Genomic DNA, 21,665 nt, shown 5'->3' on the forward strand with positions numbered 1-21,665 from the left:
CTATGATTGAATTTCGCAACATCAATTTTCGATATGCCGGGGGAACGGATGCCGGCGGGCTTGTAAACATTAACTTAATCATCCCGGACGGGCAAGTTATCCTTTTGTGTGGGCAATCTGGCTGCGGAAAAACAACCCTGACCCGGTTGGTGAATGGGCTGATCCCAAATTATTATGAGGGCGAGTTAAGCGGTGAAGTCCTGCTGGATGGAAAGAACATCAGCAGACTTCCACTCTATGAAACAGCAAAATATGTGGGGAGCGTTTTTCAAAATCCCCGCACGCAGTTTTTTACGGTGGACTCTACCAGCGAACTGGCCTTTGGATGTGAAAATCAGGGCTTGCCTGAAGAAGAAATCATTCAGCGGGTGAAATCGACTGCGGAGCAGTTTGGGATGGAGAACCTGCTGGGGAAAAATATATTTTCTCTTTCCGGTGGGGAAAAGCAGAAAATCGCCTGCGCCTCGGTATCGACCAGTGATCCGCCCATCATTGTCCTAGATGAACCATCTTCTAATCTGGATATGTCAGCCACAAAAGATTTGCGCCGGATGATCCAGATTTGGAAACAACAAGGGAAAACAGTTATTATTGCGGAACATCGGCTCTATTATTTGAAAGAGCTGATAGACCGTGTTATTTATTTGAAAAACGGAAAAATCGAAAAAGATTATCTGGCTTCGGACGCCTTGAAACTGTCCGCAGCGCAACAGGCAGAAATGGGATTGCGGCCTTTCGACCTGGGGGCGTTCCCGGTGGTAGCACATTCTACTGTAAGCTGCGGTACTATCGAATGTGAGAACTTTCATTTTGCTTATACAAAGCAAAGGGATGCGCTGGATATTGACAGTCTTTCGCTGCCGCAGGCGGGCATTATCGCGGTGATCGGCCATAACGGAGCTGGAAAATCAACCTTGGCCCGGTGCCTCTGCGGATTAGAGAAACACTGTAAGGGCATTGTGAAAGTGGATGGGAAAACGTATAATAGAAAACAGAGGCTGTCCCTGTGCTATATGGTCATGCAGGATGTCAACCATCAGTTGTTTACAGAAAGCACAGAGGAAGAAATGCTTATCAGCATGGCGGAGCCAGCTTCGGATAAGGCGGATGCAATTCTTGACCGATTGGATTTGTTGCGGTTTAAGGAGCGGCATCCGATGGCGCTCTCCGGCGGCCAGAAGCAGCGAGTGGCGATTGCTACCGCCCTTGTTTCCGAGCGCAAGGTTTTAGTGCTGGATGAACCTACCAGCGGCTTGGATTTACAGCATATGAAGGAAGTGGCCGATGAACTCATAACGATACAGGAGATGGGAAAGACCTCTCTTGTTATCACCCACGATTATGAGCTGATCGTCAGTTGCTGCACTCATGTTCTGCATTTGGAACACGGTGTGGTACAGGAACAATATGCGCTGGATGCCGCAGGGCTTCAGCTCCTCAAAAACTTTTTTATTGAATCGAGGTGATCCCAGTTTGAACAGAAGCGACCAGTTTTTTTCGCAGCAAAATATGAATTTGCTCTGCCGGGACGAATCCTGTTCCGTTTATCAGATGAAAAACGAAACAGGAGATGGAACAGCAACCTACTATGAGGTGTATCCCGGAATTGGAGTTATATATAATGATTTCCACATGGCAAGTTGCCCGCCGAGGCGCTTCGACAACACTCACTATATTTCTATCCATCACTGCCGGGAGGGACGCATTGAGTGGGAAGTCAGCAATGGTGCTTATCTTTATCTTGCGTCCGGCGATATTATGCTGGACAGTTCTGCTACGGAAAACAACCATTGCAGCTTTCCCGTAAGTCATTACCACGGGATTACAATTACAATTTCTGTTCCCGAAGCTGCGGAAAGTCTCGGAGAGCTTCTGTCCCTATTTTCTATCGATCTGGAACAGATTGAACACCAATTTGCCTTAAAGGCTCGGCCTTTTATCATGCACGGGAATTCCGTTCCCGACCATGTGATTTCGGAACTCTACCAGGTGCCGGAAAATATCCGCTTGGAATATCTCAGGGTAAAGGTATTAGAACTGTTGGTCACGCTCAAGACAGTAGATCCTACGGTTTTAGGTGTGGAGCGCCCCTATTTTTATAAAACACAGGTAGAGAAAGTTAAAGCAATCATGGCATTTATGACGGAGGAGCCAGAACGTCACTTCACAATGGAGGAACTATCTGAAAAGTTTGATATTTCTACTTCTGCCCTAAAGCAGTGCTTTAAGGGAGTTTACGGCACCGCTATTTATACCTATATGCGGAATTATCGGATGGACCTGGCGGCGTCCCTTCTCACACAAACGGATGAACCGATCACAGTGATTGCCGGAAAAGTCGGTTATACGAACACCAGCAAATTCTCCGAAGCGTTCAAAAAAGTCAAAGGGAAAACACCGCTGGAATATCGAAAAATAAAAATCTAAATGGAGCAAAACGAGGCTTCGCAGAGTGGCAGACAAATTGAATACCTGTAATACTTAGAGAGTACCAAAGAGATTGGTGCTCTCTAATTTTTTGCTAAAGGAGGAAAGGAAATGAAGCAGAAAAGCTGGATTTCTATTGTGTTTTCCTTTGCTTCACAGTGCCGGGGCAAGATTGCCCTGTCCGTCTTATGTGCGATCATCAGTGTGGTTGCCGGACTGATACCCTATTGGAGTGTTTACCAAATTATCACGCTCTTTATCGGCGGTTCACCTGTGATGGCAGAGGTTTGGAAATGGTGCTGGATCGGACTTGGAGCCTATGCGGTGCGCTTCCTGCTCTATGGTATTTCAACGAGCCTGTCCCACATATCCGCATACACCATTTTGGAGAATATTCGTTTGACCCTTGCCCAGCGGCTGATGAAAGCGCCGCTGGGGACAGTCATCGGAGAGTCTGTGGGTAAGTTGAAAAGCGTATTGGTAGACCAGGTGGAAACGATTGAGCTGCCACTGGCCCACATGATCCCGGAGTGTATCTCCAACCTGCTGCTCCCCGTGGCAGTCTTTGTTTATCTGGTCTGCATTGACTGGCGTATGGCTCTGGCTATGCTGGTGACTGTACCTCTCGCTTTTATCGCCTTTGCCATGATGATGAAGAATTTTAATAAGCTCTATGCCGATTACATGGAGTCCAACAACTATGTGAACGGCGTGATTGTAGAGTATGTGGAGGGCATTGAAGTTATCAAAGCGTTTAATCAGTCCTCCAGTTCCTATGAAAAATTCACAAAGGCGGTTCAATCTTTCAAGGACTACACCCTCAAATGGTATCAAAGCACCTGGAAGTTGATGAATTTTATTTCTGCGGTATTGCCTTCCACCTTCCTGGGGACGCTCCCCATTGGTATGTATCTCTACTGGACCGGAAGCCTGGCCCCGCAGGATCTTGTTATGTGTCTGATCCTCTCGCTGGGGATTGTAGGCCCACTGATGAACTTTACCACCTATGTCAATGAAACGAAAACGGTTGAATATGCCGTACACGATGTAGACAAGCTGCTCCATGTGGAAGAACTGCCCGATACTGGAAAACCAGTGGAGGTGCAGGCCAAAGACATTCAGCTCCAGGATGTTTCGTTCTCTTATGATAAAGAGAGCGGTAAGCAGGTGCTTTCCCATATCAATCTGAAAATCCCGGAGGGAAAGTTTACGGCACTTGTCGGCCCGTCCGGTGGAGGTAAGTCCACCATCGCCCGCTTGATTGCCCGTTTTTGGGATGTGAACGATGGGAAAATCACCATTGGCGGTGTGGACATTCGCAGTATGCCGCTGGCCCAGCTTGCCGATATTGTCAGCTTTGTTACACAGGATAACTTCCTGTTCAACTGCTCCATCAAGGAAAATATTCGGCTGGGAAACCCTGATGCTACGGACGAAGAAGTATATGCGGCAGCAAAAGCCGCCTGCTGTGATGAGTTTATACGGAAATTGGACAATGGCTATGACACGATGGCCGGGGATGCGGGGAACCGGCTTTCAGGCGGTGAAAAACAGCGCATTTCTATTGCCCGCATGATTTTGAAAAATGCCCCCATCGTGATTTTGGACGAGGCAACCGCGTTCACCGATCAGGAGAACGAAGAAAAAATCCAGCAGTCTATCGCTGCTTTGACAAAAGGGAAAACGCTGCTGGTCATCGCACATCGTTTGTCCACCATCAAAAATGCCGATCAGATTATTGTCCTGCAAAATGGGCAGGTTGAGAATACGGGCACGCATCAGCAGCTTTTAGATGGTGATGCCCTTTATCGGGATATGTGGGAGGCTCATATCGGAGCGCAGAATTGGTCTGCCGGTTCCGGGAAAGGAGGTAACTGATATGTTTCGGATTGTAAATCGACTGATCCAATGGACAGGGAAATATAAACGGCGTATTTACATCGGTTTTGTCTACGCTTTCATCCACAGCATTTTTACCGCAATCCCTATTATGCTGGCCGCGAATGGATTAAGTGCTGTTCTGGATGACTGGGGTGGCGTCAAGCCAATGGAGGGCCGGGACATCTGGATCATTCTGGGGGCCATGATTTTAGCTGTATTGGGCCGATACCTGTTCTCATATCTCCGAGCTATTACGCAGGAAAGTGTCGGTTATGAAGCAACCGCTGACGAGAGAATACGGCTGGGAGATATTTTGAAACGGGTGTCGCTGGGCTTTTTCAGTAAGAATAATATGGGCGAACTGTCCGCAGCCGCTACAACTGACCTTTCGTTTATGGAAATGTTCGCCATGAATATGGTCAACACTGTTGTGAATGGCTATATCACCGTTATCGTCCTGATATTGTTCCTTACGTTTTATAGTCCTCTGGCGGGAGGGATTGCTCTGGTTGGTGTCCTTTTGTCTGCCCTGTTCCTTCATCTGCTGGAGGCGCGCAGCCACCAAAACGCTCCCATCCATCAAAAGGCACAGGACGATATGGTGGAAAATTCCATCGAGTATCTGCGGGGGATGCAGGTAGTGAAAGCCTTTAAGCAGGAAGGCGTGTCTATTGCCGGTATCCGCAAAGCATACAACGACAGCAAGAAAATCAATATCAAAATTGAAGTGGAATATATGCCATTCAACTGCCTGCACCTGTTTTCGCTGAAAGCTGCTTCCATTGCCATTGTAGCTGTGGCAGCTATGATGACCTATAACGGCAGTATGGAACTTCCTACCATGCTCATGTTGGATATGTTCTCCTTTATGATCTTTGGAAGTGTGGAAGCCATGAACAACGCCGCCCATGTATTGGAGGTCATTGACGCTACGCTGGATAAACTGGACGGCATTGAACACGCTGACATTATAGACAAAGACGGGAAAGATATTTCTCTGCTGAACACGGACATCGCTTTTCGTGATGTGACATTCTCCTACGATAAAATTCCTGTTTTGCGGAATATCAGCTTTTCCATCCCCCAGGGCAGCACTACGGCCATTGTAGGGCCATCTGGCAGCGGCAAGACCACGATTTGCAACCTGATCGCCCGTTTCTATGATGTGGACAGCGGCAAGGTCACAGTAGGCGGTGAGGATGTGCGGAACATGACCTGTGACAGTTTGCTCCGCAATATCTCGATGGTCTTTCAAAAGGTCTATTTGTTCCACGATACCATTGAAAACAACATCCGTTTCGGCAATCCAAGTGCAACAAAAGAAGAAATTATAGAGGCCGCGAAAAAGGCCCGGTGCCACGACTTCATAATGGCTCTTCCCGATGGATATGAAACCGTGATTGGCGAGGGCGGCTCCACGCTGTCTGGCGGAGAAAAACAGCGCATTTCTATTGCCCGCGCCATTTTGAAAAATGCCAACATTGTAATTCTTGATGAGGCAACAGCAAGTATCGACCCAGAAAATGAACATCTGATCCAGCAAGCAATCAGTGAACTGACCATCGGAAAAACGGTGATCGTTATCGCCCACCGTCTGGCAACGATTGAACACGCTGACCAGATTTTAGTGGTGGATAAAGGTCAAGTTGTTCAAAAAGGAACACATCAGCAGCTTGTTCAGCAGGAAGGACTTTATCGCCGTTTCATTACGATCCGTGAGCAGGCAGAGGGCTGGAGCATTGCCTGATAATTTGAGGGAGAACCGCAACATGAAACTTCATGCGTCCGGGGAGGACTATCTGGAAACCATCCTTGTTCTCCAAAAGAAACTCGGTATGGTGCGCTCCGTGGATGTCGCCCGGCACCTGGAGGTCACAAAGCCCAGCGTGTGCCATGCGGTGGCGACCCTGCGGGACGGGGGCTTCCTGACAATGGACAGCGACTATTTCCTGCACCTGACCGATGTGGGCCGGGAAGTGGCGGAGCAGATCTACGAAAAGCACCGCTTCTTTACCGACCGGCTGATCGAGGCCGGCGTAGACCCGGTAACGGCGGAAAAGGACGCCTGCCGGATGGAGCATGTCATCAGCCAGGAATCCTTCGAGCGTCTGCGCGATGCCTATAAAACAAAAAATGAATAAACTGCCCGCATAGCAAACGGGTGAAACAGTAACGCGGCCGGGCACATCGAACCCGACCGCGTTACTCGTCTTTCTGGAAGGCTTCCGCCTGTTTGCAGAGCGCGATAAATTTTTCGATCTCTGCTTCGCTTTTCCCGGCAAAGAAGTCCACAACTGTTTTCGAGACTGTCTGATTTACCATTTCCGGGAAGATGGCGGCGTCCACGCTGATATTCAGTTCTTTGGCGACAAGGACCACCGTTTCAAATTTCGGATTACTCTGGCAGGTCTCCAAATCTATGATCGTGCGGGGGTTCATACCGAGGCGTTCAGCCAACTGCTTTTGCGTCAGATGCTGGCGCTTCCGTTCTGACCGCACCTTCCATGCAAATAGATCCAGCGGATTGTTCACTACACATCACCTCTACATCATTGTAGGGTGTGCTTCCGCTCATATAAATAACCATAGAACTCATGTAAAGTGAGTTATAACTCATATTTCGGGGTAAAGGGAGATATGGATGAGAGCGCCAACACAAAGGAGGTCAAAATAAGGCGGGGTTTACCGCTTATGCGGCGGACGCCCATGCCACTACGAAAAATATTCCAATAACGCAGCAGCGAGCCATGCTCATGAAAGTGAGTTATGGCTCGCTTTTTATATACTGTGGCTCACATCTCACAAAACCCGTCCCTTTGAGCGCCTGGGCGTAGGCTGCCGCTCCCCGCCCCGTTTCGTTCCGGCCTGTCAACCCGAACGAAACGAAAGGAGCCAAGTATGAGCGGCAAAAAATTTTTTCAGATAGATCCAGAAAACCGGCCAAACCGGACCGTTAGTGAACGAGTAGTGAGCGAAAGGGGAAGAAAAGAACTGCCTCCCGGCACGAAGGGAGGTGAGAACTTGAAACCTGACCGCCACTACGAGCACAAGCAGTACGCCTTTGACAGCTACTGCAAGAAGGTGCTGAAATGCGAGGCGTGCAACGGCTATCGCCAGATCAGCCGCCGCCAGAAGCGTTTCACATCTTTGGAAGAACTGTCCGAGGCAGAAATGGCCCAGCTTGCGGCATATGACCGCTACCCGTGGGAATACACGACCTTCCCTGTGGGAGGGGCCGTGATCCTGATCGAGGACGACGGGCTGGCCGAGGCGCTTCTGGGGCTGTCCCAGGAGGACCGGGAAATCTTTATGATGCACTGGTTCCTGCGGATGACCGACGCACAGATCGCCAGGTACATAAACATGCCCCGCCGGACGGTCAATACCCGCAGGCATAAAGCCTATCGGCTGCTGAAGGAGCTGATGGGAGGTGAAGCGGATGACTAAATCTGCGTGCACGCGGGCATCGCTGATCCCTTACCCGGTGATCGCCGCCGCTGTCGGAGGAGACCCCGAAGCGGTGAGCCGGGTAGTCCGGCATTACTCCGGCTACATCGCCGCGCTGTCTACACGGACGAGCTATGGCCCTGACGGCTATCCCCGTCCCCAGGTGGACGAAGATCTGCGCGGTCGGCTGGAAGCAAAGCTGATTATTTCTATCCTGGATTTTGACCTGAGCTGATCCAGGGCCGGGCGCTGCGTGTTCCCCTTTCCACGCGGCGTCCCGTTATAGCTCCTTGACAAAGAAAGCCCGGCGGGAGGCCTCCGGCGCAGCATAGGGCAGACGGATACATTCTGTCCTGTATCGAGCCATACGGCCGGTGCGCCATGACCTCCCCTCCGGGAGCGAGCGATCCACACCTGGCCGCAAAGCGGACGCGGCACTCTGCGGGCGACGACATACAGGCAGGTCAAAGATACTCGCGCATTGGACGCCCGCAAAGCATCGTGCGCCGCACCCATCAGCATGGGCCGGGGTGAAATTCCCGTGGAGCTGTGCCAGCAGCCGTCCGTTTTCTGCCTCTTATTTTTTGCAACACCGTCCTCTGAAAGGGGACGCACAAATTTACAGGAGGTGTTGTATTTGAACACGAACGATATTCCTATCTGGCAAAAATACACGCTCTCCATTGAGGAGGCGTCCAGATATTTCCGCATTGGGGAAAAGAAGCTCCGCAGGTTAGCCGAGGAAAACCCTGACGCCAACTGGCTCATTATGAACGGCAACCGCCTCCAGATCAAGCGCAAGCAGTTTGAGAAAGTCATCGATGAACTGGAGGTTATTTGACGAAGCCGGCTGACAATGGGCCTGGGGCGCGGTATAATAATGGTAGCGTATCGAGGCTCATTCCAGCGATGGAAGGGAGCTTTACATCATGTCAGAGAAAAGACGCGATAGCAAAGGTCGAATTTTAAGGACTGGAGAGAGCCAGAGAAAAGACGGAAGATACGCTTACAAGTACACGGACGCCTGCGGTAAAACTCAATTCGTGTATGCCTGGAAACTGGTGCCCACCGACAAGACCCCCACGGGCAAGCGGGACGATGTTTCGCTCCGTGAGAAGGTGAAGGAGATCCTGCGTGACATTAACGATGGGATCGACACCATCGGCAAGAAGATGACGGTCTGCCAGCTTTACGCCCGGCAGAACAGCCATCGGAAAAATGTCAAGCGGAGCACCGAGAAGGGCCGGGAATACCTGATGTCCGTTCTGAAAGAGGACCCCCTGGGGTCCCGGAGCATTGACAGCGTGAAGCTGTCGGACGCCAAGGAATGGGCCATCAGGATGAGCGAGAAGGGCTACGCCTACAAGACCATCAGCAACTGGAAACGGTCTTTGAAGGCCGCCTTCTACACGGCGATTGAGGATGACTGCATCCGCAAAAACCCGTTCAACTTCGCCATAGCCGATGTCCTGGAGGATGACACGGAGGAAAAAGCCGCGCTGACCCAGGAGCAGGAGGACCGCCTCCTGGCCTTCGCCGGCAGCGACCCGGTCTACCGGAAGTATTGTGATGAGATCATCATTCTGCTGGGGACCGGTCTCCGCGTTTCCGAGTTATGCGGATTGACAACGGACCTGGATTTTGAAAACCGCTGCATCCATGTGGACCACCAGCTCCTGCGGGACAGTGAGCTCGGCTACTATGTGGACGAGCCCAAGACCAAAAAGGGTGCGCGGCAGATCCCCATGAGCGAGAAGGTCTACCAGGCATTGAAGCGGGCTGTGAAGAACAGAGGCAAGGCCGCCCCGGTCAATATCGGGGGCTACACCAATTTCCTGTTCCTCAACCAGAGCGGCCTTCCCAAAACGGCGTCCTGTTACGAGAGCATGTTCCAAGGGCTTGTCAGGAAGTACAACAAGCACCACAAGCCAGAAGAAGCCCTGCCGAACATCACGCCCCATACCATGCGCCATACATTCTGTACCCGCCTCGCCCACGCTGGGATGAACCCCAAAGACCTGCAGTACATCATGGGACATTCCAATATCACCATGACGCTGAACTATTACGCTCATGCGGATTACACCTCCGCAAAGGCGGCGATGGACAGGCTGGCGGCGTAGTAGTAAGCCGCCGTTTCTACTACGGTTTTACTACTTTTCAACGCCAAGTGAGGCTCCGAAATGCCATGATATGCGGGGTATCTTCCGAAACGCAAAATGCCGGAAATGCTTGATATTCCAAGCCTTTCCGACATTTGCGGAGATTTGAAAAGATAATCAGAAAATCGGTAGAACTTTTATCATGAAAAAAGCGGATGGACTTCCATCCGCTTTTTTGCATCTTCCCCGCCGGACTGCGCAAACTGATAGGGAAGAAGCGGCCGCCGCGGCTGCAGGGACTGCGACGGCTGTTTTTTCCAAGCAAAAAAAGGGGGAATGACCGGTGGAGAACATTACAGAGAAAGAGCTGTCCGGCATTGAGGACAGCCTGACCATGGAGCAAAACCTCATTGCCAAGTACCAGATGTACGCCTCGATCTGCGCCGACCCGCAGGTGAAGAGCAAGTGCGAGCAGATGGCCGCCAAGCACCAGAACCACTTTGACAAACTGCTCTCCTGCCTGTAAGGCAGATGGGGAAAGGGGAACGGAAGATGAACAACATGATGGATGACAAGTCGATTTTGACCGACATGCTGAGCTCGCAAAAACAGATCACCGGCATCTACAACACCTTTGCCGACGAGTGCGCCACCAAGCAGATGAAGGGCGTGATGATGGACATCCTCACCGAGGAGCACCAGATCCAGATGGAGGTCTTCGAGGAGATGCAGAAGCGGGGCTGGTACCAGACCCCCGCCGCCCAGGCCGACAAGGTCAACCAGGCCAAGCAGAAGTTCACCAAGGAAAACGCCCAGTGCAACGCCGAGTGCGAGCACGAAATCAAAATCGACACCGCCCGCTAAAGCCGCCCGCACCGCAGAAGAGCTGCCGCCGAGAGAATCGGCGGCAGCTCTTTTTGGGCTCAGAAGGCAAGGTGGCGGAGAAGTTTGTTGCCGCACCCGCACGGGGCGCGACAATATATTTCAATCATACGGCCATAGACAATGACATTTCAATCCACGCACCTACACGAGGTGCGACCGGTGCCACCGCCGCCACCCTCCATGAGACCATCAATTTCAATCCACGCACCCGCACGGGGTGCGACAGCAAACTTGTATAAAAGCGAATACCTGTTTGCCATTTTACTATATCTTTTGTACAGACCCTTGTCAATCTTCTCGCAATTTCTTTTGCCGCCCATCCTTTTTCTCCTATTTTTTAGTGCAGACCTGCCGGGAAATCCTTGTGCACTTGCCATTCGCACTGCCTTGAACGCAGATCCCTTCTCTCTGTTTTCTCCAAAAGGCCATTGCTTGCAAGGGCTCGCGTTGGCGGGGGAAGTGCAGCGGCGGAAATGGCCCTCTGTCTGGGGCGACAAAAAGCCGCCCCGGCGCTGTCCAGCGCGTCAAGGCGGCCATAAAAAGCGGCTTTTCCTATTTGACCAGCGTCACATCCAAATGGGGGTAGGCGATGGGGATGCCCTCCCTGTCGAAGGTGCGCTTGATCTCCTCGAGCAGGTCGTATTTCAGGGGGAAGACCTTCGCCGGTTCGGTCCAGACCCGCACGGCGATCTCCAGGGCGCTGTCCCCAAACTCCGACAGCCGGATCAGGGGGGCGGGCTCCTTGTAGCTGTCCGGGTGGGCGTAGACGATCCCCTTGAGCAGCTCGATGGCCCGCTCAAAGTCGGCCTCGTAGGGGATGGGGACCACCAAGTCCAGGCGGCGGCTCTCCTCGCTGGAGGCGTTGATGATTTTGGAGCTGGTCACCTGGCCGTTGGGGATGTAGATGCCCCGGTTGTCGATGGTCAGCAGCTTGGTGTAGACCACTCCGATTTCCAGCACCGTGCCCGAGGTGCCGTCGAGATCGACAAAGTCCCCCACCCCAAAGGGCTTGGTGATGAGGATCTGCAGCCCCCCGGCCACATCGGTCAGGCTGTCCTTCACCGCCAGGGAGACGGCGATGCCGGCCACGCTGAAGATGGCCAAAAAGCTCGACAGTTCGATGCCCAGGGAGCTGCCGGCGGTGAAGAGCACCAGGAACCAGAGGACGATTTTGAGGACGGAGGAGAAAAACTTGTAGGCGCTGGGGGAGAGGTTGCGGCGTTTGACCACCCGGTCCACCAGCCGCAGGATCACCTTGATGGCGATATAGCCCACCAGCAGGATGAGGGCGGCTTTGGCCAGCGAGGGCAGCATACTCAAAAACCAGTTCCAGACCCCCTCCAGGGTGAGGCCCTGGGGGATTTCCGGCAGATTGACGGCGGAAGATGTGTCCATAGCGGGGTCCCTCCTAACACAGACGGTTTTGACGACTTCACCCTATCACATTTTGCGCAAAAAGGCAATCGCCGCCCCGCCCGGTGGAGAGGGGGGAGGGGAGTTGGACGAGTTTGACAAAACAAAGACAACTTCTCCGTTAAAAAATCGGCAGTCATTTGTTAAAAAATTATTCACTCCGAATTGAAATAGACAGGCCCTTGGGGTATAATGTATTCGATTGGAATTTTCACAAAATGAATATAGAAAAGGAGATCGCGATATGGACTTTGCAATTCTGGTCACCATTACCGGCATGGTCGTGGTTTTTGCGGCCCTCATCTTTTTGACCTTCTGCATCTGGCTGATGGGCAAACTGTTGAGCAGCTTCACCAAGCCGAAGCAGCCCGCCGCTCCCAAAACCGAGGCCAAGCCCGCCGCTCCCGCCCCCAAGGCGCCCGCTCCGGTGGCAAACGCCACTGCCGGCATCCCGGGCGAGGTCGTGGCAGCCATTTCCGCCGCAGTTGCCAGCATGATGGGCGGCAAGCCCTTTGCCGTGCGCAGCATCAAGCGCAAAAAGCAGACCCGTCCCGCCTGGGGCGCCGCCGGCATTGTGGAAAACACCCGCCCCTTCTAAATCCCGTAACCGAAACAGAAAGGAAATGAAGCCATGATTCAACAAGCTTTGGACGCCATTGGCGGCATCCTCACGTCGTCCGGCTTTGCCAACTGCAGTTGGCAGAACCTGGTCATGATCGCCATTGCCTGTGTGCTGATCTATCTGGCCATCGGCCGCGGGTTCGAGCCGCTGCTGCTGCTCCCCATCGCCTTCGGCATGCTGCTTGCCAACATCCCGGTCGCCAACCTCAACTCCTACGCGGCCCCCTACATAGACCCAGTGACCGGCAAGGAGATGGCCGGCAGCCTGATCTACTACCTCTATCAGGGCGTGAAACTGGGCATCTACCCGCCGCTCATCTTCCTGGGCATCGGCTGTATGACCGACTTTGGTCCCCTCATCGCCAACCCCAAGAGCTTCCTGCTGGGCGCTGCCGCCCAGGGCGGTATCTTCTTCACCTTCATCGGCGCCACCATGCTGGGCTTTACTCCGCAGGAGGCCGGCTCCATCGGCATCATCGGCGGCGCAGACGGCCCGACCGCCATCTTCGTCACCAGTAAGCTGGCCCCCGACCTGTTGGGCGCCATCGCCATTGCGGCCTACTCCTACATGGCCCTGGTCCCCATCATCCAGCCGCCCATCATGAAGCTGCTCACCACCAAGAAAGAGCGCGCGGTGGTGATGGAGACCCTGCGGCCGGTCTCGAAGATCGAGAAGATCGTCTTCCCCATCATGGTCACCCTCATCGTCTCCTTCCTGGTGCCGGATGCCGCCCCGCTGGTCGGTATGCTGATGCTGGGCAACTTGATGCGGGAGAGCGGCGTGGTCGAGCGCCTCTCCAAGACCGCCCAGAACGAGCTGATGAACATCATCACCATCTTCCTGGGGGTCACCGTCGGCGCCACCGCCACGGCCGAGCGGTTCCTCGACCCCAAGACCCTCAAGATCATCGCCCTGGGCCTCATCGCCTTCTGTGTCGGCACCGCCTGCGGCGTGCTGCTGGGCAAGCTGATGTACGTCCTGAGCAAGGGCAAGCTCAACCCCCTCATCGGCTCGGCCGGTGTCTCGGCTGTGCCCATGGCCGCCCGCGTCTCCCAGAAGGTCGGCCAGAAAGAGAACCCCGCCAACTTCCTGCTGATGCACGCCATGGGCCCCAACGTGGCCGGCGTCATCGGTTCGGCGGTCGCGGCCGGTGTCCTCATCAACATCTGCAAATAGCCATTTCGCGGCAATCTCCCCTGCACTTAAAAGAGCGCCTGAAGCCTTGTGCTTCGGGCGCTCTTTCTCTCTGTGCCGCCGCCTGAAAGGGGAGGGGCCTTTACCGCATGGACACCGCCACCAGGGCCACCCCCAGGGCAAACAGCCCGCACAGGTAAAAGACCACCACCAAAAAGGTCTTTTTCTCCTTCACGGCGCGCCACCCGGCCACAAAGCTGATGACGCTCAACAGCCCCAAGATCACCGGCATCCACAGGTCCATGGCCAGCACCTGCGCCAGGCAGAGGGCGGAGAGGACCAGCACCAACACCGCCAAGATCAGCTGTACGAGACTTTCCTTTTTCACGGTGAAACACATCCTTTTCGGCCGGCGGCAGCCCCGAGGAGAGAGACGACAAACCGCCCTTTTTTTCTATTATACGACCAATTTCGCCATCTGTCCACGCCGCCGAAAGGAGAGGGTCAGCATCCAATTTGCGGGCCGAAAATCGGCGCTTTTTCTTTTATTGGATGGGGAGATGTGGTACAATAGGGGAGAAAACGCGGCCCCCCTTGGCGGCGGCCGCCCCGCGCCCCGCCCCTTTCCGGCGGCGCCGGCGCGCCCTCCCATCACACCCGCAAGGAGATTTTTATGACAGACTACCAGTCCCAATTCTTGACCCTGCGCAAGCAGTATATCGACTACCGCTTTCGGGGCCTCAACGAGATGCAGAAAAAGGCCGCCCTCACCACCGAGGGCCCCATCCTGATCCTGGCCGGCGCCGGCAGCGGCAAGACCACCGTGCTGGTCAACCGGGTGGCCAACCTGGTGGCCTTCGGCCAGGCCTACCACAGCGACAAGGTCTACGGCACCCCCACCGAGGAGGACATCCTCAACCTGGAGAGCGCCATCCAAAACGGGGACGAGATCCCCGCCGAGACCTTCCGCAAGCTCTCGGTGAACGCCCCCCGGCCCTGGAACATCCTCGCCATCACCTTTACCAACAAGGCCGCCGGCGAGCTCAAAGACCGGCTGATCGCCATGATCGGGGAGGAGGCCAGCGACATCCAGGCCAGCACCTTCCACTCGGCCTGCGTGCGGATCCTGCGCCGGGGCATCGACCGGCTGGGCTTTACCTCCAACTTCACCATCTACGACCAGGACGACGCCCTGCGGCTGCTCAAGACCATCTTGAAGGAGATGCAGGTCGACGACAAGATGTTCCCCCCCAAGGCGATGCTGCACAACCTGGGCCGCCTCAAGGACAGCATGGTGGACTGGGAGGAGTACGCCGCACAGGAGCACCCCGACTACAAGCTCCGCGTCACCGCCCAGGTGTACAAGCGCTACCAGGACGCCCTCAAGCGGGCCAACGCCGTGGACTTTGACGACATCATCTACCACACGGTGCGGCTGTTCCAGCAAAACCCCGACGTGCTGGAGTACTACCAGCAGCGCTACCGCTACATACTGGTGGACGAGTACCAGGACACCAACCGGGTGCAGTTTGAGCTGGTGAGCATGCTGGCCAGGGGGCACCAAAACCTCTGCGTGGTGGGGGACGACGACCAGTCCATCTACAAGTTCCGGGGCGCCACCATCGAGAACATCCTCAACTTTGAGGGCACCTTCCCCGGGGCCGAGGTGATCCGGCTGGAGCAGAACTACCGCTCCACCCAGAACATCCTCGACGCGGCCAACAGCGTCATCGCCAACAACACCGCCCGCAAGGGCAAAAACCTCTGGACCGACAAGGGCGACGGCGCCAAGATCACCGACTACACCGCCCGGGACGAGTTCGGCGAGGCCGAGTTCATCGGCGACACGGTGGTGAAAAACGTCTCCGAGGGGCGATACCGCTACGGCGACCACGCCATCCTCTACCGGATGAACGCCCAGTCCAACGCCATTGAAAAATATTTCGCCAGGGCGGGGGTACCCTATAAAATAATCGGCGGCCTGCGCTTTTACGACCGCAAGGAGATCCGGGACCTGGTGGCCTATCTGAGCGTCCTCAACAACCCCTCCGACGCCATCCGCCTCAAGCGGATCATCAACGAGCCCAAGCGGGGCATCGGCGAGGCCACCGTGGCCAAGGCCGAGCAGATCGCCGCCGGGCTGGGCCTCAGCCTCTACGAGGTGCTGCGGGAGGCGGAGAGCTACCCCGCCCTCTCCGGCAAAAAAAAGGCCATCGCCGCCTTTACCCAGGTGATGGACGGGCTGATTGCCGCCAGGGAGAGCGAGAAGATGTCAGAGCTCACCCTGCGCCTTTTGGAGGAGACCGGCTACGCCGCCTCCCTGCGGGCCCAGGGCTTTGAGGGGGAGACCCGGCTGGAAAACATCGAGGAGTTCGTCTCCAACGTGGTCCGCTACGAGCAGACCGCCGAGGAGCCCAGCTTGCAGGAGTTTTTGGAGGAGATCGCCCTCATCACCGACATCGACAACTTCGACCGGGAGGCCGACAGCGTGGTGCTGATGACCATGCACGCCGCCAAAGGGCTGGAGTTCCCCAACGTCTTCATCGCCGGGATGGAGGACGGCATCTTCCCCGGGCGGCAGTCCCTCTACTCCCCCGAGGAGCTGGAGGAGGAGCGCCGGCTGTGCTACGTGGGCATCACCCGCGCCAAGGAGAACCTCTACCTGCTGCACACCCGGCAGCGGATGCTCTTCGGCCAGACCCAGCGCAACCAGCCCAGCCGCTTTTTGCAGGAGATCCCCGAGGAGTATGTGGAGCACGAGGGGGCGGAGGAACTGCCCACCGGCCTCTTCGGCGGGGGCGCCGCCAAACAGGTGGGCCACTTCCGGGCCCAGAACAACCTGGGGCTGGAGGGGCAGACCGGCCGCCCCGCCGCGGCCGGGGGCGGCAATACCTACCAGACCGACGACCTGGTCTCCCACAAGGTGTTCGGCCGGGGGCGGGTGCTGCGCACCACCCCCATGGGGGGCGATACCCTGCTGGAGATCGCCTTTGAGGGCGCCGGGGTGAAGAAGATCATGGCGAATTTCGCCAAATTGGAAAAACTGTGAGGAGGTCTTGCCGGTGAGCGGCAAACTGTTTGTCATCGAAGGGCTTGACGGCAGCGGCAAGGGCACCCAGACGGAGCTTTTGACCCGGCGGCTGCAGGGGGAGGGGCGGGCGGTGCGAAAGCTCTCCTTCCCCCGGTACGGGGACCCGGCCGCCGGGGCCCTGACCGAGTACCTGCACGGCAGCTACGGCCAAAAGCCGGAGGACGTCAACGCCTACGCCGCCTCCACCTTTTTCGCCGTGGATCGCTACGCCAGCTTTCGCCAGGACTGGCGGGCGGCCTATCTGGCCGGGAGCTTGATCCTCTGCGACCGCTACACCACCTCCAACGCCGTCCACCAGACGGCCAAGCTCCCGCGGGGGGAGTGGGACGGCTTTCTCGACTGGCTCTACGACTTTGAGTTCGGCAAGTTGGGCATCCCCCGCCCGGCGGCGGTCTTCTACCTGGACATGCCGCCCGAGGCCTCGCAGAAGCTGATGGACAAGCGCTACGCCGCCAGCGGCGAGAAGGACATCCACGAACAGGACCTGGCCTACCTCAACCACTGCCGCCAGGCCGCCCTCTACTGCTGCCAAAAGCTGGGGTGGACGGTCATCGACTGCGCCCGGGGGGGCGTTCCCCGCCCGGTGGAGGAGATCGGCGAAGAGCTGCGCGGCGCGGTCGAGGCCGCCCTGTAACAAAAAAAGGAGTTAAAAATTGTATGTTGTCATTTAAAACGCCGGAGATCGAAGACCGAAAATGGGTCCAGCCCCTGCTGGACCAGAGCCAGTACACCAGCGATGAGTACACCTTCAGCAACATGTTCATGTGGTGGGAGGGGTACGGCATCCAGTTCACCGAGTACGAGGGGATGTTTCTCGCCCGCAGTGTGGAGGGGGAGACGGTCAACTACATGTTCCCCGCCGGCGCGGTGGACGTGGGGGTGTGGTACGCGGCCTGCAAGGCCGACGCCGACGCCCTCGGCAAACAGCTGACCATCGGCGGCGCGGGCCCCAAACAGGCGGCGCTGCTCACCGGCCATTTCGGCGACCGGGTGCGGTTGGAGTACAACCGGGACTTCTACGACTACGTCTACTTACAGGAGAAGTTGGCCACCCTTTCGGGGAAAAAGTACCACTCCAAGCGCAACCACATCTCCTACTTCGAGCAAAATTACAACTGGCGTTTTGAGATCATCGACGAGGACAACATGGCCGACTGCCTGGCCATGAACGAGGAGTGGTGCCGCCAGAACGGCTGCACCCAGAGCGAGAGCCTGCAGATCGAGTACTGCGCGGTGAAAAAGGCCTTTGCCCACTGGGACAAGCTGGGTCTCTTCGGTGGGCTGATCCGGGTGGACGACCGGGTGGTGGCTTACAGCTTCGGCCACGCCCTCAACGACACCATGGTGGACGTGCACGTGGAGAAGGCCTTCTCCGACTACCGGGGGGCCTACCCCATCATCAACCGGGAGTTCGCCCGCAACCTCTGCGGGGGCTACACCTACATCAACCGGGAGGAGGACCTGGGCGAGGAGGGGCTGCGCAAGGCCAAGCTCTCCTACCACCCCGAGTGCATGGTGGAGAAGTTCATCGCCCGGGTGGCGGACTGATGCTCCGCCTGGCAGGGCCGGGGGACTTCGCGTCCCTCTGTGCGATCTGGCGGGCGGGCTTTGGCGACGGGGAGGAGTATGTCCGCCTCTTTTGGCAAAATTGGCGGGAGAGCTGCCGCCCCTACCTCTGGCAGGACGAGGCGGGCCCCGCCGCCGCCCTTTTCCTGCTGCCGGTGGAGTACCGCCGGGGCGGTGAGCGGGTCCCCCTCTGGTACCTCTACGCGGCGGCCACCCTGCCCCAGCGGCAGGGGGAGGGGATCATGTCCCGGATGCTGGAGGAGGTCTACCGCCGGGAGACCGGCGGGCGGGCGGGCATCGCCCTGGTGCCGGGGGAGCCCTCCCTCTTTTCCTTCTACGGGGCCCGCGGCTACCGGGAGTGGGGCGGTCTGCGGCGGCTGACGGTGGCGCGGGGCGAGTGCCCGGGGGCGGGCTGCCCCTTGACCCCCCTCTCGCCGGAGGCGCTGGCAGACCGGCGGGAGGCGGCCTTTCTGGCCGGCGGCTACCTGGCCCACGGCCCGGCGGGCCTTCGCCACGCAGTGGCCGACTGCCGCTTCTGGGGGGGCGACGCCCTGGGTTTTGCCGGCGGGCACCTGCTCTACCAGAGAGACGGGGAGGAGCTGGCCGTCAAGGAGCTGGCCGCCCCCGACGACGGGAGCGCCTTTGCCGCCCTTGCCGCCCTGTTCGCCCGGACGGGGGCCGCCCGGGCCCGGCTGGTGCTGCCGGTGTACTCCCCCCTCTTTGCCGGCCGGGGGGAGGTCGGGCGCTTTGCCCAACTGCGGCCGGCGCCCAGCGCCCCCGACTGGCTGTTGGGGGCGAAGACAGAGAGCTGTTACGCCGGTCTCCTCTACGACTGACCGGCGGGGAAACGCCCCCCTTTTGGGGGGCGAGAATGGAGGTTTCGCGCGATGATAGCAGTATTTTTGGCAGAGGGATTTGAACAGACCGAGGCCCTGGCCCCGGTGGACGCCCTGCGGCGCGCCAAAAAAGAGGTGCGGACCGTGGGCATCGGCGGCCGGGAGATCACCAGTTCCCACGGGGTGACGGTGCGCTGCGACCTGGCCGACAGCGCCTTCTCCCCGGGGGAGGAGCTGGAGATGATCGTCCTCCCCGGCGGGCTGCCCGGCACCCTCAACTTGGAGAAGAGCCCGGTGGTGCAGGGGGCGATCGACTTCTGCCTGGAGCGGGAGATCCCCATCGCCGCCATCTGCGCCGCCCCCTCCATCCTGGGGCACCGGGGGCTGCTGGACGGCCGCAGGGCCACCGCCAACCCCGGTTTTCAGGACCAGTTGGGAAAGGCCGTCTGCACCGGCGAGGCCGTCTGCCGGGACGGCCGCTTCACCACCGGCCGGGGCGCCGGGGTGGCGGTGGAGTTCGGCCTGGCGCTGGTGGAACAGCTCTGCGGCAGAGAGGCCATGGAGGCGGTCAAAGCCTCTATGGCGATTTGAGTGGCCGAGAAGGCGGTCTCTAAAAAGGAGGCCAGGGAGCTGGCCCGCAGCTACCGCCAGGGGCTGCGGTCAGGGCCCAAAAACAAGATGGACACCGCCATTGCCCGGGGCTTTTTCGAGGGGGCGGGCGGGGATGAACGGGGCGCCGCCCTCTACTACTCCCTCCCGCAGGAGGTGGACACCCGGCGGATCATGCGCCGGCTGTTGGCCGAGGGAAAGCGGGTCTACCTGCCCCAGACCAGCCCCGCGGGGAAGATGCGGATGGCCCGCTTTGAGGGGTCGCGGCAGCTTGCCAAAGGCCCCTACGGCATCCTGGAACCCACCGGCTCCTCCGTGTTGGACAAGCGGATGGCGCTGCCCATCCTGGTGCCCGGGCTGGCCTTTGACCGCCGGGGCCACCGGGTGGGCTACGGCGGGGGCTACTACGACCGATACCTGAAGAACTACCCCGGGCTCAAGGTCGGCCTGTGCTACGAGGCCTGCCTGCTGGACGAGATTGAGGTTGATCCCTGGGATCAGCCGGTGGACATCCTCCTCACCGAGAGGGGAGAGTACGCGGCAGAGCGATAGCCGCCCGATAGGAGAAAGCGCATGGAACACCTGAACAAGCAAACCGCCGGAAAGAAGAAAAAGACCCTGCTGATTGTGGCGATCGCCCTGGCAGCGCTGCTGCTCATCGCCGGGGGGCTGGGCCTCTACGCCGCGTCGGAGATCGGCGGCTGGGGGGGCGACGACAGCCAACTGGTGACGGTGACGGTGGAGAAGGGGGTCTCGACGGCGGCCATCGCCTCGGCCCTCAAAGAGGAGGGGGTCATCGGCAGCAAGACCCTCTTTCGCCTCTACTCCAAGTTGAACGGGGGCGACGGCACCTACCAGTTCGGCAACCACGAGCTGCCCAAAAAGGCGGCCTATAAAGACGTCATCGCCGCCCTCCAGCAGACGGCGATCAACGAGAATGTGGCCACCGTCACCATCCCCGAGGGGTACAGCCTGCCCCAGATCGCCGCCGCCCTGGAAGAGGCGGGGGTCTGCAAGGGGGACGACTTTCTGCAGGCCCTGCAGACCGGCCGGTTCGAGGGCTCCTTCGAGGCGGAGGTGAGCGACTCCCCCCTGAAGATCTTGAAGATGGAGGGCTACTGCTTCCCCGACACCTACCAGTTTGAAAAGGGGAGCGACCCGGCCGCCGTGGCCCAGACCATGCTGGCCCACTTCGACAGCCAGATCACCGCCGAGATGCGGGCGCGGATGGACGAGTTGGGGATGAGTTTGGAGGAGACGGTGACCCTGGCCTCCATCATCCAGAAGGAGTCCTTCACCAACGAGGACATGAAGCAGGTCTCCGGGGTGTTTCACAACCGGCTGGCCGCCGGCAGCAGCCTGCCCATGCTCCAGTCGGACGTGACCATCGTCTTTTTGCGGGCCTACGACGCCTACGGCATCCCCTATACCGAGGAGCAGTCGGAGGCCTACAACACCTACACGGTCACCGGCCTGCCCATCGGCCCGGTGGCCTGCCCGGGCAAGGCCGCCCTGGAAGCCGCCCTCTGGCCGGCCAGCCACGACTACTACTACTTTGTCACCGACGCCGACAACAACTACCTCTACGCCAAGACCTATCCCGAGCACCAGAAGAACGTGGCCCAGGCCGACGCGACCCGGGGGAAGTAGGC

Annotated in this window: 23 protein-coding genes; 20 read left to right on the forward strand and 3 right to left on the reverse strand. The window is 57.6% G+C overall.

Translation table 11 applies throughout. The features are described from left to right. Window positions 1–2 precede the first annotated feature (2 nt). The 5 genes from GT748_RS00650 to GT748_RS00670 all read left to right on the forward strand — a co-directional run bounded on the left by GT748_RS00650 (window position 3) and on the right by GT748_RS00670 (window position 6,449). Window positions 3–1,466, forward strand: a complete 1,464-nt coding sequence (locus tag GT748_RS00650; RefSeq protein WP_073261249.1) for an ABC transporter ATP-binding protein — start codon at window positions 3–5, stop codon at window positions 1,464–1,466. Window positions 1,467–1,473: 7 nt separating this feature from the next. Beyond that, on the forward strand, window positions 1,474–2,427 hold the full coding sequence (locus GT748_RS00655; protein WP_083546628.1) for a helix-turn-helix domain-containing protein: 954 nt from the start codon (window positions 1,474–1,476) through the stop codon (window positions 2,425–2,427). Window positions 2,428–2,538: 111 nt separating this feature from the next. Then, window positions 2,539–4,305 (forward strand): ABC transporter ATP-binding protein, encoded by a 1,767-nt coding sequence (locus GT748_RS00660; RefSeq protein WP_161213380.1) that lies wholly within the window; start codon window positions 2,539–2,541, stop codon window positions 4,303–4,305. A gap of 1 nt (window position 4,306) precedes the next feature. Beyond that, window positions 4,307–6,055 carry an ABC transporter ATP-binding protein gene (locus GT748_RS00665; protein WP_161213379.1) on the forward strand — a complete coding sequence of 583 codons (1,749 nt, stop codon included), beginning with the start codon at window positions 4,307–4,309 and terminating at the stop codon, window positions 6,053–6,055. 22 nt (window positions 6,056–6,077) lie between these two features. Further along, window positions 6,078–6,449, forward strand: coding sequence for a metal-dependent transcriptional regulator (locus GT748_RS00670; protein WP_073261312.1), 372 nt, complete (start codon window positions 6,078–6,080; stop codon window positions 6,447–6,449). Between the two features lie 61 nt (window positions 6,450–6,510). Here the strand turns inward: GT748_RS00670 and GT748_RS00675 are convergent, their stop codons facing one another. Then, a complete protein-coding gene (locus tag GT748_RS00675) occupies window positions 6,511–6,840 on the reverse strand; it encodes a helix-turn-helix domain-containing protein (RefSeq protein WP_021661500.1) in 330 nt (109 codons plus the stop codon). A gap of 489 nt (window positions 6,841–7,329) precedes the next feature. Between GT748_RS00675 and GT748_RS00680 the strand changes: the two genes are divergently transcribed. The 6 genes from GT748_RS00680 to GT748_RS00705 all read left to right on the forward strand — a co-directional run bounded on the left by GT748_RS00680 (window position 7,330) and on the right by GT748_RS00705 (window position 10,721). Continuing rightward, window positions 7,330–7,755, forward strand: coding sequence for an RNA polymerase sigma factor (locus GT748_RS00680; protein ID WP_021661499.1), 426 nt, complete (start codon window positions 7,330–7,332; stop codon window positions 7,753–7,755). Continuing rightward, complete coding sequence (locus GT748_RS00685) at window positions 7,748–7,990, forward strand: helix-turn-helix domain-containing protein (RefSeq protein ID WP_003510855.1); 243 nt, start codon at window positions 7,748–7,750, stop codon at window positions 7,988–7,990. The genes GT748_RS00680 and GT748_RS00685 overlap by 8 nt, the downstream gene beginning before the upstream one ends. A 393-nt stretch (window positions 7,991–8,383) precedes the next feature. Continuing rightward, window positions 8,384–8,596 (forward strand): excisionase, encoded by a 213-nt coding sequence (locus GT748_RS00690; protein WP_438819071.1) that lies wholly within the window; start codon window positions 8,384–8,386, stop codon window positions 8,594–8,596. 88 nt (window positions 8,597–8,684) lie between these two features. Continuing rightward, complete coding sequence (locus tag GT748_RS00695; RefSeq protein WP_021661497.1) at window positions 8,685–9,878, forward strand: site-specific integrase; 1,194 nt, start codon at window positions 8,685–8,687, stop codon at window positions 9,876–9,878. A gap of 322 nt (window positions 9,879–10,200) precedes the next feature. Further along, window positions 10,201–10,383, forward strand: coding sequence for a hypothetical protein (locus GT748_RS00700; protein WP_021661495.1), 183 nt, complete (start codon window positions 10,201–10,203; stop codon window positions 10,381–10,383). A gap of 26 nt (window positions 10,384–10,409) precedes the next feature. Continuing rightward, entirely contained in the window at window positions 10,410–10,721 is a 312-nt protein-coding gene (locus tag GT748_RS00705; RefSeq protein WP_044993598.1) for a spore coat protein, read from the forward strand. A 573-nt stretch (window positions 10,722–11,294) separates the two neighbouring features. Here GT748_RS00705 and GT748_RS00710 read toward each other — a convergent pair. Further along, the gene (locus tag GT748_RS00710; RefSeq protein ID WP_021661492.1) at window positions 11,295–12,137 is read right to left on the reverse strand and encodes a mechanosensitive ion channel family protein; all 843 of its coding nucleotides are present in this window, start codon (window positions 12,135–12,137) and stop codon (window positions 11,295–11,297) included. Between the two features lie 262 nt (window positions 12,138–12,399). Between GT748_RS00710 and GT748_RS00715 the strand changes: the two genes are divergently transcribed. Then, window positions 12,400–12,753 carry an OadG family protein gene (locus GT748_RS00715; protein WP_021661490.1) on the forward strand — a complete coding sequence of 118 codons (354 nt, stop codon included), beginning with the start codon at window positions 12,400–12,402 and terminating at the stop codon, window positions 12,751–12,753. Window positions 12,754–12,786: 33 nt separating this feature from the next. Further along, on the forward strand, window positions 12,787–13,953 hold the full coding sequence (locus tag GT748_RS00720; protein WP_021661489.1) for a sodium ion-translocating decarboxylase subunit beta: 1,167 nt from the start codon (window positions 12,787–12,789) through the stop codon (window positions 13,951–13,953). A gap of 100 nt (window positions 13,954–14,053) precedes the next feature. Here the strand turns inward: GT748_RS00720 and GT748_RS00725 are convergent, their stop codons facing one another. After that, window positions 14,054–14,299 (reverse strand): hypothetical protein, encoded by a 246-nt coding sequence (locus GT748_RS00725; RefSeq protein WP_059003961.1) that lies wholly within the window; start codon window positions 14,297–14,299, stop codon window positions 14,054–14,056. Between the two features lie 285 nt (window positions 14,300–14,584). On the opposite strand from GT748_RS00725, the gene GT748_RS00730 reads away from it, so the two are divergent. Genes GT748_RS00730 through mltG form a run of 7 tightly spaced genes read left to right on the forward strand, consistent with a single transcriptional unit; the run spans window position 14,585 to window position 21,663 of the window. Further along, entirely contained in the window at window positions 14,585–16,960 is a 2,376-nt protein-coding gene (locus GT748_RS00730; protein ID WP_021661486.1) for an ATP-dependent helicase, read from the forward strand. Window positions 16,961–16,973: 13 nt separating this feature from the next. Continuing rightward, window positions 16,974–17,636 (forward strand): dTMP kinase, encoded by a 663-nt coding sequence (locus tag GT748_RS00735; RefSeq protein ID WP_021661485.1) that lies wholly within the window; start codon window positions 16,974–16,976, stop codon window positions 17,634–17,636. A gap of 23 nt (window positions 17,637–17,659) precedes the next feature. Further along, window positions 17,660–18,550, forward strand: coding sequence for a DUF2156 domain-containing protein (locus GT748_RS00740; protein WP_021661484.1), 891 nt, complete (start codon window positions 17,660–17,662; stop codon window positions 18,548–18,550). Further along, window positions 18,550–19,404, forward strand: coding sequence for a GNAT family N-acetyltransferase (locus GT748_RS00745; protein WP_073261314.1), 855 nt, complete (start codon window positions 18,550–18,552; stop codon window positions 19,402–19,404). The genes GT748_RS00740 and GT748_RS00745 overlap by 1 nt, the downstream gene beginning before the upstream one ends. A gap of 51 nt (window positions 19,405–19,455) precedes the next feature. Then, window positions 19,456–19,995: a DJ-1 family glyoxalase III gene (locus GT748_RS00750; RefSeq protein ID WP_021658630.1), complete on the forward strand. Its 540-nt coding sequence runs from the start codon at window positions 19,456–19,458 to the stop codon at window positions 19,993–19,995. Beyond that, window positions 19,996–20,565 carry a 5-formyltetrahydrofolate cyclo-ligase gene (locus tag GT748_RS00755; protein ID WP_021658629.1) on the forward strand — a complete coding sequence of 190 codons (570 nt, stop codon included), beginning with the start codon at window positions 19,996–19,998 and terminating at the stop codon, window positions 20,563–20,565. It begins immediately after the preceding gene. A 21-nt stretch (window positions 20,566–20,586) separates the two neighbouring features. After that, window positions 20,587–21,663, forward strand: a complete 1,077-nt coding sequence (mltG, locus tag GT748_RS00760; protein WP_021658628.1) for an endolytic transglycosylase MltG — start codon at window positions 20,587–20,589, stop codon at window positions 21,661–21,663. Window positions 21,664–21,665: the final 2 nt, after the last annotated feature.

The sequence above is a fragment of the Bittarella massiliensis (ex Durand et al. 2017) genome, from assembly GCF_009876955.1.
GTDB lineage: Bacteria > Bacillota > Clostridia > Oscillospirales > Ruminococcaceae > Bittarella > Bittarella massiliensis.